The organism is Arthrobacter sp. CP30, from assembly GCF_053470025.1.
Window position 1 is genome coordinate 335,163 of sequence record NZ_JBQEMM010000001.1, and the last position, 13,531, is coordinate 348,693.

A 13,531-nucleotide genomic window follows, 5' to 3' on the forward strand; every position below is an offset into this window, starting at 1 on the left:
ACGGACCCCATAAGCCGGGTGCGTGCCCAGACCCGACCCGTCCCGGGCCCGGTCACGCACCTTCCTCCCAGCACCCTTCCCCGCAGGCATCCCCCGCCTTGCGCTATACCCCTAGGGGTATTACGCTAGACATCAAAGCGATACCCCAGGGGGTATCCAACCTCTCGAACTGAAGGAGCACCAGATGCTGATCGAACGGATTTACGACGAAGACCTCGCCCAGGCCAGCTACCTCATCGGCTGCCAGGCCAACGGCACCGCCGTCGTCGTTGACGGCCGCCGCGACATCGCGGTCTACCAGGACCTCGCGGCGAAGAACAACATGAAGATCGTCGCCGTCACCGAGACCCACATCCACGCCGACTACCTCTCGGGCACCCGCGAACTCGCCGCGGCGACGGGAGCTGCGATCTACGTCTCCGGTGAAGGCGGAGACGACTGGCAGTACGGGTTCGAGGGCAAGCGCCTCCTCGACGGCGACACGATCACCGTCGGCAACATCAGCATCCAGGCCGTCCACACCCCCGGACACACCCCCGAGCACCTGTCCTTTTTGGTCACCGACGGCGCGTTCAGCGACCAGCCCGGCTACCTGCTCTCCGGTGACTTCGTGTTCTCCGGCGACCTCGGCCGCCCCGACCTCCTCGACGAAGCCGCCGGCGGCGTCGACACCCGCTTCGAAGGTGCGAAGCAGCTGTTCCGGAGCCTGCAAGAGAAGTTCCTGACCCTGCCCGACCACGTCCAGGTCCACCCCGCCCACGGCGCCGGCAGTGCCTGCGGCAAAGCCCTCGGCGCGATCCCGTCCACCACCGTCGGCTACGAACGCCTCTACTCCTGGTGGGGCCCCTACCTGGCCGCGAACGACGAGCAGGGCTTCATCAACGAACTCCTCGACGGCCAGCCCGACGCCCACGCCTACTTCAGCCGCATGAAGCGCGAAAACCGTGAAGGCCCGGCCGTGATGGGTGAGCGTGCACCCCTGACCGAACTCAACAAGGATCGGGTCGCCGCTGGTATCGCCGCGGACACGATGACGTTTATCGACACCCGCTCCGCGAACGAGGTCCACACCGGGACGGTGACTCGCTCCCTGAACATCCCGGCCAGCGCCGCGATCGCGACCTACGGGGCGTGGGTCGTGAACCCCGAGACCGACAAGAACCCGCTCGTCCTGCTGGCTACCAGTCAGGACCACGCACAGGAGATCTGGGACCACCTCGTCCGCGTCGGCATCGACAACGTCGCCGGATATGTCACCAGCATCGACGGACTACCCACCACCACACCCGCCCTCGTGCAGCCCGAAGACCTTCCAGAGGTCGACGCGGCAATGATCCTCGACGTCCGCAACCGCACCGAACACAGCGCAGGCCATGTCCCCGGAGCCCACCAGCTCAACGGCGGCCGCGTCATGTGGCACCTCGACGAACTCCCCACCGAAGGAACCATCGTCACCTACTGCCAGAGCGGCCTCCGGAACTCCGTCGCCGCCAGCGCGCTGCGCCGGGCAGGCTACGACATCGTCGAACTCGACGGCAGCTACAACGCCTGGAACACCTACCAGCAGTTACACCAGGACGCACCCGCCGCGAACTGATCCCCCTAGACCGCCCGGGGCCGGCCTCCACCGGCTCCGGGCACTGAGCCCGGGCCCGCCCCCACGTGCGCCCGGGCTCTTTCACGCCCATCACCTGAACGGAGCATGACGCATGCCGGGCAACACACACCCCCGCCATGACCCGGGCTATCACGCGCGCTACCCATCAGGTTCGCGGGGCGCGGTGCTCGGGCTGCGGCAGAACCTGGCGCAATTCATGCTGCTCGTGGCAGTCAACGCCCTGGTCGGCGGGACGCTGGGCCAGGAACGCACTGTCCTGCCCCTTCTTGCCTCCCGGACATTCCACCTGGACCAGTACACGAGCGCGCTGACGTACATCATCGCTTTCGGTCTCTCCAAGGCCGCGATGAACTACTTCGCCGGCACCCTCTCGGACCGGTACGGCCGCAAACCCATCCTGGTCGCGGGCTGGCTTGTCGCGATCCCCGTCCCGCTGATGCTCATCTTCGGGCCGTCGTGGGCATGGATAGTGGCCGCGAACGTGTTCCTGGGCGTTAGCCAGGGCCTGACCTGGTCCACAGCGGTCATCATGAAGATGGACCTCGTCGGCTCGAAGCAACGCGGCCTCGCTATGGGACTGAACGAAGCAGCTGGCTACCTCGGAGTCTCCATCACAGCCCTGGCGACCGGATACATCGCCGCCGAACACGGGCTGCGGCCCGGCCCGTTCCTCCTCGGCGCCGCCTACATCGCCCTCGGCCTCGGCTTGTCCGTCCTCTTCGTCCGCGAAACCCACCACCATGCGAAACTTGAAGCCTCCCAACATGGCGCCACCTACATCGACGCACGCGGCAATACACGCGGCGGTGTAGGCGGCAGTGCGTACGCCGACCTCACCACGGGTCAGGTCTTCGCACTTACCAGCTTCAAGGACCGCTCACTGTCCGCGGCGAGTCAGGCCGGATTGGTCAACAACCTCAATGACGGCCTGGCTTGGGGCCTCTTCCCCGTCCTGTTCATCAGCTCCGGGCTGAGCCTGAACCAGGTAGGGATCCTTGCCGCCGTCTATCCCGCGGTCTGGGGCGCAGGACAACTCATCACCGGCGCCGCCTCCGATAAGTGGGGCCGCAAATGGCTCATCGTCGCCGGCATGCTCGTCCAAGCCGCAGGACTCGCAACAGTCGCCGCAGCCCACACGTTCGGGCCCTGGCTGTTCGCCGCGATCCTCCTGGGACTCGGAACAGCCATGGTCTACCCCGCACTACTGGCCGCAATCGGGGACGTCGCCCACCCTCTATGGCGGGCCCGCTCCGTCGGGATCTACCGGCTATGGCGCGACGGCGGGTTCGCCATCGGAGCACTTCTCGCCGGACTGCTCGCGGACCGGTACGGGATCCCCGCAGCCATCACCACCGTCGCCGTCCTCACCGCAGCCTCCGGCATCATCGTTGCCGTCCGCATGCGCGGCAACGACCACATCGCGGGTTCGTAGGACTGTCCAATCGACGGTGTTGGGCCGGGCAGTATTTATCGGTGCATGACGCTCCTAATCGGTCGTCATTGCATCGGTCGTCGCGGAGCGATGAGTCTCCTGCGTCCGCTGTTCGCACCAGTACCGGTGGCGTGGAAGCCCTCCCTGTCCACAGCGGCGGAATCACCACAAACAACAGTACGAGCGGGCATGCGAGCGACACCCCAAGGCCGTTAACGACAAGGTCGCAACACATCGACCACCGGTAGGTCGGCCCAATGTGCCGGGCCGGAGGGTTCTTTATCCCGTAGCCGTAGCGCTTATGAGGGTGAGGAGTTCGATGAGATCGCGGCGCAGGTCCTCCTCAACGAATGACGATTCGAGCGGGAGAATCCTTGTCGATTGCGTTGGCGGGCCTGGTTGGCCCGGGCCTGTATCTTGCTCTGCTTCGTGCGGCCTGTTGTGGTCGGCAGCCTTTACCGAGCTGAGGAGCTGGGCTCCTGCTGGAGCGAGCGATATGTCGATATGTCGTTGCCCCGCTGTTCGGGGCGCCCGTGTGATGCACCCCCGTGTTTCCAGGGTGCGAAGTGTCCGCCCGAGGGTCTGAGGCGTGATGCGGAGCTTCCGGGCCAGATCCGCCTGGGTGATCGCGGTGCAGGTTGAAAGCTCCTGCATGATCACCAGTTGCGCGGGTGAGAGGTCGGAAGTGAGGAGATTTTTGGCGAGTTCACGCTCCCACAGCCTGGCTGCTGTGGACAAGAGCCGGCTGGTGGACCACTCCTGAGACTGATCATCCAGGCTCGCCATACTCAACGACCATGCCTATGCGTTACTTGAGGACCTTGTCTGCGCCTCCGGGCGATACCGGGAACATGAGGTTCGTGCAGTGTGATGCCGTGGTTGACTTTGATGCTGCGGTGAATCATCGTCAGTCCTTTCCACCCGTAGCGAGGGTTCTCCACAGTGGTTTCAGGCACCTGGTACCCGTCAGTCCTGTCAGGCACCGAAGGATGTTTTCACCTGACCACCTGACTCTTCCTGCCGATCCCGGATCGGACGTGGGATCGGCAGGAAGGCAGGGCACCTACTTGGCGAGGAAGGTGATCAGGGCCTGGTTCCACTCATCGGGGTGGCTGACGTTGCACCCGTGCGGGCCACCGGCAATGACGTGGAGGTCGCTACCGAGCAACGTTGCGTGGGTGCGCTGCCCGGAGCCCTCGAACGGAACGGTCGCGTCCGCGTCGCCGTGCAGGACCAACGCCGGGACGGAAACCTTAAGCAGGTCATCGCGGAAGTCCGTGGTCCCGAACGCCTCCATGCACGCCAGGGCTGCTTTCTTGTCGGCCTGACGGCACAGCTCGAGGGCTTCCAGACGCTGTCCCTCGGTGACCTTCAGCTCCCCGTTGGCGGAGAAGAAATCGGTGGTGAACCCGTCGTAGAACGACTCCTCATCCTTGGACAGGTCCTTGGTCATCCCGGCCGCAGCGTCCTTGGTGAGAGGCCCGTCGGGGTTGTCCTCGCCCTGCATCATGAACGGCGGGACCGCGGAGGCAAACACGACGCTGCGGATGCGCTCCGGGCTGTACTTCGAGAAGTAGCGGGCCACTTCTCCCCCGCCCATCGAGAACCCGACGAGGGTCACGTCCCGCAGGTCGAGCTCCTCGAGCAGGGCCTGGAGATCCTCGGTGAGCGTGTCGTACGTGTATCCGGTCATCGGCTTGTCACTGCGGCCGAAACCACGCCGGTCATAGGTGATGACCCGGTACCCGGCAGCCTGCAATGCGGGGACCTGGTTCTTGAACGCCTCACCGGACAGCGGCCACCCGTGGATCAGGACTACGGGGCGACCGGTTCCGCCGGTGTCGTCGACGTGGAGGTTGGTGTTCTTGAACAGGCCGTGATGCGCGACGATCTCCGTCATAGGGAGGGCTCCTTCTAATGCTTGTGCTGTCGGTGATGCGCCATGGGCGCGTCTTTCACCCTAGATATTCGTCAGCATGCTGTCTTTCGGATGGGTGCAGGTTGCGATGCCGCAGGACGCGTGATGCACCGCTGGGCAGCCGGGCCTGATGGTGGGACCTGGATGCACCGGAGCTGAAGGGCGTTCTGTCAGGGTCGGTCGCACCATACCGGAGCGTCAAGCAGTGCCCCACGATCGGTGCTTACTTGACCTCAGTCCAGCTTGTCGCGTTGACTCATCAGTAGGCTTAGCATTTGGTCAAGCAGCGGCTGGGTGCTGGGCAGGACCGCCGCGATGCACTGCCTTCCTGAGGTTGAAGGTAGTGCATCGCGCAGGTCAAGCGGCCCGGCAACCTGGGCCCGCCCGGATCCTTAAGCGATCGGGCCGATCTTCAGTAGAGGGAGTTCTCCTATGAAGGCAGTAGTCTTCAAAGCACCGTACGAGCTGTCCGTCGAGACCGTCGATGACCCGACCATTCAGGGTCCTCTGGATGCGATCATCCGGATCACGACCGCGAACATCTGCGGGTCCGACCTGCACCCGTATGAGGGCCGCAGCGAGCTCGACGCCGGCATGGTGCTCGGGCACGAGAACATGGGCATCGTGGAGGCCATCGGCGCTGGCGTCGACCGGATCAGTGTCGGTGACCGTGTGTCGGTCCCGTTCAACCTGGCCTGCGGCACCTGCCGGAACTGCAACAACGGATACACCTCGGCCTGCCTTCGGGCGAACCCCTCCGGTCAGCCCGGTGCCGGGTACGGGTACCCGATGATGGGCCCGTACTGGGGCGGCCAGGCCGAGTTGCTGCGCGTGCCCTGGGCGGACTTCAACCTCCTGAAGCTTCCTGAGGGAACGGAGCACGAGAACGACTTCACGATGCTCTCGGACATCTTCCCCACCGGGTACCACGCCACCGAGATGGCGATGGTCACCCCGGGGAAGTCCGTGGCCGTGTTCGGGGCCGGACCGGTCGGTCTCATGGCCGCCCACAGCGCGTTCCTGCGAGGAGCGTCCCAGGTGTTCGTGGTCGATAAGGAACCAGACCGTCTCGCCCTGGCCGAGCAGATCGGTGCGACCGCCATCAACTTCGCTAACACCGACCCGGCCGAGGCGATCATGGACGGCACCGACGGGTTCGGTGCCGACTGTGGTGTGGAAGCCGTCGGGTTCCAGGCCCATGACCACCACGGCGAGGAACACCCCGAAATGGTCCTCGACAATCTCGTGAAAGTCGTCCGGGCCACCGGGCACATCGGTGTCGTCGGTGTCTACGTGCCCGAGGACCCGAAAGCCGCGAACGAGGACGCCCGGCAGAGACGGATCGGCTTCAACTACGGCGAAGCGTTCACCAAGGGCATCAGCATCGCCGGCGGCCAGTGCCCGGTGAAGAAGTACAACCGGGAACTGCGGGACCTCATCATCCGCGGACGGGCGAACCCGTCCTGGATCGTGTCCCACGAACTGTCCCTCAACGACGCCGTAGACGCCTACTCACGGTTCGACAAGCGCGAAGACGGCTGGACCAAAGTCCTCCTCCACCCGTAATGAACGCCTCGTCGACGGGTGCGCCCCTCGCTGATCGATTGGGCGTATGGATACCCGAAGACAAAGAACCATGGCAGTAAGTAACTACCGGGGCGCTTCCGGCCGCAGAGGGAGCGCCCCAGCACTTTCAGAGCATGTAGGGGCTGGACTGACTAGCGTGGCCACGGGGAACGGTCGCGGTCTCTGAGCTACGCTCTGCGCCATGGGGGTTTCGTGGAGGAACCATGCAACAGGCTTTCGACGCCGGCGCCCTGGCCCGGCTGAGTGATGAGGTGGGAGAGGCGGAGGCCACAGCCTTCGTTCTGACCTTCTCCGACATGCTCGATGGACGCCTGGCCCGCATTGATCGCGCTCATCCACAGGATGACCTGGAGGAATGGCACAGCGCCGTCGTCGGGCTGGGGGCCAGTGCGGACATGGCGGGCGCGCAACGCCTCGAGCAGACCTGCGCCGAGCTGCTGGCAGCAGATCCCACGGACATGTACGCGCTGGACAACCTCAAAGTCCACTTGCGCGCCGACGGGCGGATCTTCGCCCTGGCGATCCAGTCGTTCAGGACCCCCTGAAACTTGGCTTGTCCGGTCCCCGCCCCGCACACTGGATTGTCAGCGCACTGATGATTTCGCCTGCGTCACTTGTAGGTCCAGTCCCTGTGTACGAGTATCGACAGCGAGGCATGTCATCCACGCCCACGACCAGCAATGGCTCACCGCCACGGTCCTCTCCCACGCGAACATCCCCGTTGACGATGTGTGGGTGCGCTACGTCGGGCTCGGCGGAACCTCCGACCCCGTCGGCGTCGCAGCATATCTACACGGACACGTCGTCCTCGAGACCATGCAGCGGGACCTCATCGCCCATTCGATCAACGAACTCCTCAAGGAACTGGCAGCGGATCCTCCATCGACAACAGGCCCCAGCGACGCAGCAGAACTGACAGGACCAGCATTGCCCCCAGGTCTAACGGATCCGACTGAGCCCATGGGGCCAAGAGTGGCCGACGACGAACTTGCCCGCCTTATCGTCGGGCAGGACGCTGTTCTTAGACAAGACACCCCGGCGCACCCGCCCGTCCTACGTGCCCCGTATGATCACGAGCCGGCAGGACAACGCCTGCAGGACACGAACAAACCCAAGGCGGCTCTCCTGGCGACCGGGCTCTCCCGCCCGGGAAGTACGTGGCCAGCACTGCAGACCCGACTTTCGTCAATGTTCGACCCGGCAGAAGCTGAGAACAGGCGCCTTGCTTCCCTTCGATCGACCGGGTTGTTCGACTCGGCTCCGGAGGAACGCTTCGACAGGATCACCCGGCAGGCGCAGCAGAGGTTTGCGGTGAACTCCGCGACAATCTCGTTCATCGGGCGGGACAGGCAGGTCATAAAGTCGGCTACCGGCCCCCTAGGCGGTGATATGCCTCGGCACACTTCTTTCTGTTCCCACACCATCGCCGATGACACGATCCTTGTCATTCCCGACGCGAGCGAGGACAGCCGTTTCGCGGACAACGACCTCGTGCGCGGGTCAGCGCACATCCGCTTCTACGCCGGTCACCCCCTGACCGGGCCCGGAGGCTGGCGCATCGGCGCACTATGCATTCTCGATACCGAGCCCCGAGGCTTCAACGACCAGGACGCACAGGATTTCCGCGCCCTCGCGAGCCTCACCCAACTCCAGATCTACCGACCCTGATAAGCCCATTTCACTAACGTGGCGGACCGATGAACAGCGGTGAGCATGGGTGGTGCGTCGCGGCAACGGAAGCGTGGACGTCCTCCCGGGTGCGCGGTTTTTCCTTACTGGCAGGGCGGTAGGTCGCAGAGCCGACACACGGACGATTGGGCCCTCGCCGCCCGCATGCGCGGCAGTGACCACATCCTGAAGTAGGGCCGTTGAACATCCACGCACGCCAGCGCACCGGTACGAAATCACCAGCACCTGGCCGTGGACGGGAGCCTCTGCCTAGGCTGGACAGGACACAAAGAACTGAATGGACGACGTGGAAGGAGCCAAAGCTGTGATCGCGAGCCGCCGTACCCGCACAGCGCTTCGGTCTGTGACCGGTTCCTTCCTGGCATTCCTGATAACGTTCTCCGGGTTGACGGCGATCATCGTCGGGATTCTCGCGATGCACGTCTGGATGGGCGGACATGGCTCGACCTCCCACCACGCCACCACCCCCACCGTTCCGAGCACGGCCGGCGCTGCCAACACGCTCAACGCGGTCAGTGCGGTCGAGGTTGTCGCCGATCATGCTGTGGGCAGCCCGGGCCATACCCATGACAGTTCCGTCCCCGCAGTAGGAGGAACGTTCACTCCTGCCGCGGTCGCTGCGGTCAGCACCATTCATGCTGCTGCAACGGACGTTTCCCTGGCCCTTGCGTCGAGTGCGACGTCGGGCAATGCCATGGATGATGGGATGCTCGCCGGGTGCGGCGGCAGCTGCGCGGACGAGATGATGCTTGGGATGTGTGTGCTGGCGATGATCACCGCCGGCATCGCCTGGCTACTCACTCCAGCCGGCCGTGCCCTACTCTCGACTGTCCTCCGTCGAGGCCCCCCCGTTTTGGCCCGATTGTCCCGACCGTCCCCCACCCCTTCACTGACTCAGCTCTGCATCAGTCGGACATAGGATTCGCGGCCCACACTCACCCTCGCTGTAAGGGGTGACTAGGCCTGTTTCCTGGCCGCGCCCCGCCCCATATGGGGCTCGGCCACATCCCCTGCGTCGACGCCAACACCGTTCTGGTCGATGGCACGTGGGATTGATCGCTTGTCCCCTCTGAGTAGTGAAGGATCCTGACCACCATGAAGCGTTCTCTTTCCGTAGCATCCCTGTCCATGGCCACCCTGATCACCCTGTCCGCCTGCGGCTCGTCCTCCGGCGGCGAGACGGAGGGCATGGACATGGACCAAGAAAGCTCCGCCACGGCCGCCCCCACCGCAACCACTGGCCTCAACACCAAAACGAGCGCTGAGGCCAGTGCTGCTGCGTCGTCGGATGCCTCTAATGAGGCAATGGCAGAGCACAACGACGCGGACGTCATGTTCGCGCAGATGATGATCCCTCACCACCGCCAGGCCGTGGAGATGAGCGAGATGATCCTCGCCAATGACGGCATCGACTCGCAGGTCACCGACCTCGCAACCACGATCAAGGACGCCCAGGGCCCCGAGATCGAGACGATGGCCGGCTGGCTTAAGGCGTGGGGTGAGTCCATGGAACCCGAAGGTGGCATGGAAGGCCACGACATGGGGAGCATGGGCGGGATGATGAGCGAGGAGCAGATGTCCGAACTCGAGTCCGCCGAAAGCGTGGAAGCGTCACGCATGTTCCTGGAGTCAATGACTGCGCACCACGAGGGCGCGATCGACATGGCACAGGACGAGATCGACCACGGGCAAAACCCCGACCCGGTCGAACTCGCCGAAACCATCGTCAAGACACAGCAGGCCGAAATCGATCAGATGCAGCAACTGCTCTCCACGCTGTAATCAGCAGCACCAACGCTGCCCTGGTCAGGAGTCCGCTAGAGGACCACTGGTGGGTCAGGGGATACCCGGCTCACCGGTGGTCCTCAGAGCTACATCGCCAAGCTACTTCCAATCGCTTACTTATTTCGCTCGTCGTCCGCCATATTAACCATCCACTCGTGGGCGAATGGAGCTCAAAGCCGCCCCTAGATGAACTCCTAGCATGCTGCCAGTCTTCAGGCCCTACTGGGTCAGTGGTTAGGAATTTTACTTACTTTTACAGCCTCCACACAGCCTCCAACCAGCATCTTCAAGCGATGCTGTGTGGATTCCGATCAAAGGTCGGGTTGATGGTTGGTGTGATTCTGGTCATCCATCACTGGCCGGCTCCAACCGGACGGTGGAGCTGATAAGCGTCCGCCTGTGGGTGTATTGGGTGCGCCCGCGCAAGCCGCCGGTCACCTATAACGAGCCGCTCCACGGCAGTGTCGGGATCACATGTCCTGTTCCTCGTATTTATGTATCGGCGGCGTGAATCAGGATTCAACGGTTCAGCGCGAGTGGCAGCTGTTTCGGGCGCCGTGCTTAGATGAGCAGGGTTTCGAGTGGGTGCATAGGGCCGGGAGGCAGTGGATGAGTGTCTCGCGGGCTGCTGTTGTCGTGACCGGTCTGACCGCGCTGTCCACCATCTTCGGGTTCGTCCGGGACGTGGTGATCGCCGCCGTGTACGGGGCGGGCCCCTCCCTAGACGCGTACCTCGTTGCACAGGGTTTGATGAATGTGGTCCTCGGCCTGGTCGCCTACGCAATGGCACGATCGGTGACTCCGGTGATCGCGCGGGAGGTGACCGCGGAGGGCCCTACGTGTGGCAGCCACCGAAGCTTCGATACGGCGATCACGGTCACCATGGTGGTTCTTGGCCTGGGTGCTGTTGTGGTCGGGTTGTGCGCGGGTCCCGTGACAGCCGTGCTAGCCCCTGGTTTCGAGGGTGACCAGGCAGACCTGGCCGTACTATTGACCCGCATCGTGCTGCTGGCCACTGTCCTGATCGCCGGCACGGATCTCCTGGCCGCCGTCGCACAAGCCCATGGCCGGGTGGTCTGGTCCTCGTTGCAAGGGATCCCGTTTAACGTCATCATGATCGGCGCTGCAGGACTCTTTGGCCCGCGCTTCGGGATCGAGGCCTTGGCTGCCGGTTTCGTCGTGGGCTCAGCGGCGCGCCTAATATTACAGTTCCCGCCCCTTCGCTCGTTGGGATTGCGGGTGAGGCCGCGGTGGGATCTTGGTGATCGGGGTTTCCGTGAGATTGCCCGGCTGATGCCGCCCCTGCTGGTTGGTAGCGCGATCGGAAATGTGAACTCCCTTGTTGATCGGGCGGTCGGGTCGACGCTCGGCGATGGGGCGATTACCGCCCTGTCTTATGGGTGGCGTCTGGTGAACCTGCCGGAAACGCTCCTGATCGCGTCCTTGCTGGTACCCCTGTATCCGGCGCTCGGCGCCGCTGCGGGAAATCTTCCCGAAGTGCGGCGTCTGGTGTACCGGGGACTGTCGGTCACCGTGACCATCCTCGTACCCCTGACCGTGGTCCTGATGGTCGCCGCACTCCCCTTGTCCGTAGTGGCTTACGGGCGGGGCGCCTTCACGACCGAGGACGCCCAGGCCACCGCTGTAGCAGTGCTCTGGTATGCGCCGGCGCTCGTGGCGATGGGTGTCCGGCAGGTCATGGTCAGTACTTCGTACGCCCTTGGTGACTCCAAAGCCCCGGTCGTCGTCTCCCTGATCGCGATGACGATCAACGTCGCCGGCGACATTCTCCTGGCCCCGATCATGGGCGTGGCCGGGATCGCGGTGGCGACCAGCACTTCACTGGGGTTCGCCGCAATCGCCAACGGCTGGCTGCTGGCCCGCCGGCACCAAGCCTTCGACGCCCGGGCTGGTAGCCGGCTGCTCGGCAGGGCCGCGCTGATCGGGGGTTGCGCCGCAGCAGTGGGCGTCGTCCTCATGCGCGTCAGCGCTGGAAGCGGGGCCCTGCTGCAGGGAAGCCTTGTCGGAGTCGCGATCCTCGGCGTCTACATTCTGGGCCTGGTCGTGCTGCGCGCACCTGAACGTCACGTCCCATTGGAGATGCTCAGGGCAGCCAAACGCCGATAACAAATAGTGCGAACTGGGCTGTAGGGTCAGGTCCGGAGGTTCGAGGTCCGGAGGTTCGAGGTCCGGAGGTTCGAGGTCCGGAGGTCCGGAGGTCCGGAGGTTCGGGTCAGGAGCGGCGGAACCGTGCCAGGGCCAGGGTGATCGAGGGGCGGATGTCTTGGGGGTCCCAGATGCTGTGCCGGGCGCGCGCGGCCCACTGCAAGGTGTTCATGACGTCGCGGGTGAGCCCGCCGCGGCGTTCGATCCGGGCCCGTCGCAGATCCCCTGCAACCCAGGAGTAGCGTGCGCCCACACGCGCGTCCGGCAGCTCGGGTGTCCGGGATTCAAGGACACTCTCGGCCCATGCGGTGACGAGCCCGGGCCGGGCGGACTCGGCGAGGGCGAGTGAACCGTAGAAGCGGCCGTTGAAGTCGATCAGGTACGGGATCCCGTCGTCCCCGGTAAGGAATTGCAGTTCCACCAGGCCGTGCCACCCGAGCTCCAGGAGCATTGCTTCGACCTTTGCCACCAGCGCCTCGTCCACAGGCACCGTGTAAGCGCGGGCTGATGCTCCGTTCGGGGTGGGCCATAATCGTGCTGAGACCTGCTGGGTACGCCCATGCAATCGGCCATCATGGAAGACCCCGATCAGGGCGCCGAGGTTCCCCGCAACCGGCTTCTGCAGGATCGGTTCAGCCCCCGCACTGCGGATCCGCTCGACCTGCCCGCGGGCAGCCGAGGCACTGGCGAAGAGCTTGGCCTCGATCCGCAGCGGGTGCGTCTGGTTGGGCGCCCAGTGCTCCTTGCATTTGATGACCAATGGCCCCGACCAGACGGCAAGGGCCTGATCCGTGGCTAGTTCTGTATGCGGGGACGCCAACCCCGCCTTCTGCGCATACTCCGCGAGCCGGACCTTATCCAGCACCGTTTCCACGACGTCGTAGTCCGGGTGCGCCACCGGCAACGGAATCTGCGTCCGATAGGCCGCCAACGCTGCCATCCAGTCATCTCCTCCCCCGAAGACGATGTCGAAACCTCCATCGGTGGCAGCGCGACGCACACCGTCCACAAAAGGCATCCCGTCATTGCGAGGCCGCGGCACCAGGTAGGCAACGTCACTGGCTTTCGAGGATCCGAGGACACCGCCGCCGTCCGGGGTCCCGACACCGACGTACCAACCGCCGGCTTTGAACGCCCGCGCTGCGGCCAGGGCCCCCCGATCGCGGCCCGTCGCCACGATTAGGACCCGCGGCCGCGGAGCCTTCTGCACCTTCAGCGACTCCCTGCCGTGACCGTGCCCGCCATCGGAGGCAGTGGGGGGCAGATCTGGTGGACGGTGCATACGGGTACCTCGGCTATGACATCGGTTGGCGGGCTCCCCAGATGACCGCTGCGG

The 13,531-nt window shown here is 64.6% G+C and carries 11 protein-coding genes; 8 read left to right on the top strand and 3 right to left on the bottom strand.

The features are described 5' to 3' along the window. Positions 1-184: 184 nt before the first annotated feature. On the top strand, positions 185-1,597 hold the full coding sequence (locus ACTIMO_RS01695; RefSeq protein ID WP_448181270.1) for an MBL fold metallo-hydrolase: 1,413 nt from the start codon (positions 185-187) through the stop codon (positions 1,595-1,597). A 112-nt stretch (positions 1,598-1,709) separates the two neighbouring features. Next, a complete protein-coding gene (locus tag ACTIMO_RS01700; RefSeq protein ID WP_448181271.1) occupies positions 1,710-3,050 on the top strand; it encodes an MFS transporter in 1,341 nt (446 codons plus the stop codon). A gap of 279 nt (positions 3,051-3,329) precedes the next feature. On the opposite strand, the gene ACTIMO_RS01705 is transcribed toward ACTIMO_RS01700, so the two are convergent. Next, the gene (locus ACTIMO_RS01705; RefSeq protein WP_448181479.1) at positions 3,330-3,836 is read right to left on the bottom strand and encodes a MarR family winged helix-turn-helix transcriptional regulator; all 507 of its coding nucleotides are present in this window, start codon (positions 3,834-3,836) and stop codon (positions 3,330-3,332) included. 277 nt (positions 3,837-4,113) lie between these two features. Beyond that, positions 4,114-4,950, bottom strand: a complete 837-nt coding sequence (locus tag ACTIMO_RS01710) for an alpha/beta fold hydrolase (RefSeq protein WP_448181272.1) — start codon at positions 4,948-4,950, stop codon at positions 4,114-4,116. Positions 4,951-5,400: 450 nt separating this feature from the next. On the opposite strand from ACTIMO_RS01710, the gene ACTIMO_RS01715 reads away from it, so the two are divergent. From ACTIMO_RS01715 to murJ, 6 genes are all read left to right on the top strand, one after another. Next, positions 5,401-6,534 (top strand): glutathione-independent formaldehyde dehydrogenase, encoded by a 1,134-nt coding sequence (locus tag ACTIMO_RS01715; protein ID WP_448181273.1) that lies wholly within the window; start codon positions 5,401-5,403, stop codon positions 6,532-6,534. Between the two features lie 224 nt (positions 6,535-6,758). Then, entirely contained in the window at positions 6,759-7,100 is a 342-nt protein-coding gene (locus ACTIMO_RS01720) for a hypothetical protein (RefSeq protein WP_448181274.1), read from the top strand. Positions 7,101-7,527: 427 nt separating this feature from the next. Next, positions 7,528-8,223: a GAF domain-containing protein gene (locus tag ACTIMO_RS01725; RefSeq protein WP_448181275.1), complete on the top strand. Its 696-nt coding sequence runs from the start codon at positions 7,528-7,530 to the stop codon at positions 8,221-8,223. A 298-nt stretch (positions 8,224-8,521) separates the two neighbouring features. Beyond that, positions 8,522-9,163: a hypothetical protein gene (locus ACTIMO_RS01730; protein WP_448181276.1), complete on the top strand. Its 642-nt coding sequence runs from the start codon at positions 8,522-8,524 to the stop codon at positions 9,161-9,163. A gap of 209 nt (positions 9,164-9,372) precedes the next feature. Beyond that, complete coding sequence (locus ACTIMO_RS01735; RefSeq protein ID WP_448181277.1) at positions 9,373-10,026, top strand: DUF305 domain-containing protein; 654 nt, start codon at positions 9,373-9,375, stop codon at positions 10,024-10,026. Positions 10,027-10,638: 612 nt separating this feature from the next. Continuing rightward, complete coding sequence (gene murJ / locus ACTIMO_RS01740; protein WP_448181278.1) at positions 10,639-12,156, top strand: murein biosynthesis integral membrane protein MurJ; 1,518 nt, start codon at positions 10,639-10,641, stop codon at positions 12,154-12,156. A 106-nt stretch (positions 12,157-12,262) separates the two neighbouring features. On the opposite strand, the gene ACTIMO_RS01745 is transcribed toward murJ, so the two are convergent. Continuing rightward, positions 12,263-13,372 (bottom strand): ATP-grasp domain-containing protein, encoded by a 1,110-nt coding sequence (locus ACTIMO_RS01745; protein WP_448181279.1) that lies wholly within the window; start codon positions 13,370-13,372, stop codon positions 12,263-12,265. Positions 13,373-13,531 lie beyond the last annotated feature (159 nt).

Bases quoted from the DNA above. Each gene is read 5' to 3' on its own strand.
- ACTIMO_RS01720 (WP_448181274.1), top strand. From the start codon at position 6,759: ATGCAACAGGCTTTCGACGCCGGCGCCCTGGCCCGGCTGAGTGATGAG.
- ACTIMO_RS01730 (WP_448181276.1), top strand. From the start codon at position 8,522: ATGGACGACGTGGAAGGAGCCAAAGCTGTGATCGCGAGCCGCCGTACC.
- ACTIMO_RS01700 (WP_448181271.1), top strand. From the start codon at position 1,710: ATGCCGGGCAACACACACCCCCGCCATGACCCGGGCTATCACGCGCGC.
- ACTIMO_RS01715 (WP_448181273.1), top strand. From the start codon at position 5,401: ATGAAGGCAGTAGTCTTCAAAGCACCGTACGAGCTGTCCGTCGAGACC.
- murJ (WP_448181278.1), top strand. From the start codon at position 10,639: ATGAGTGTCTCGCGGGCTGCTGTTGTCGTGACCGGTCTGACCGCGCTG.
- ACTIMO_RS01705 (WP_448181479.1), bottom strand. From the start codon at position 3,836: ATGGCGAGCCTGGATGATCAGTCTCAGGAGTGGTCCACCAGCCGGCTC.
- ACTIMO_RS01695 (WP_448181270.1), top strand. From the start codon at position 185: ATGCTGATCGAACGGATTTACGACGAAGACCTCGCCCAGGCCAGCTAC.
- ACTIMO_RS01735 (WP_448181277.1), top strand. From the start codon at position 9,373: ATGGCCACCCTGATCACCCTGTCCGCCTGCGGCTCGTCCTCCGGCGGC.
- ACTIMO_RS01710 (WP_448181272.1), bottom strand. From the start codon at position 4,950: ATGACGGAGATCGTCGCGCATCACGGCCTGTTCAAGAACACCAACCTC.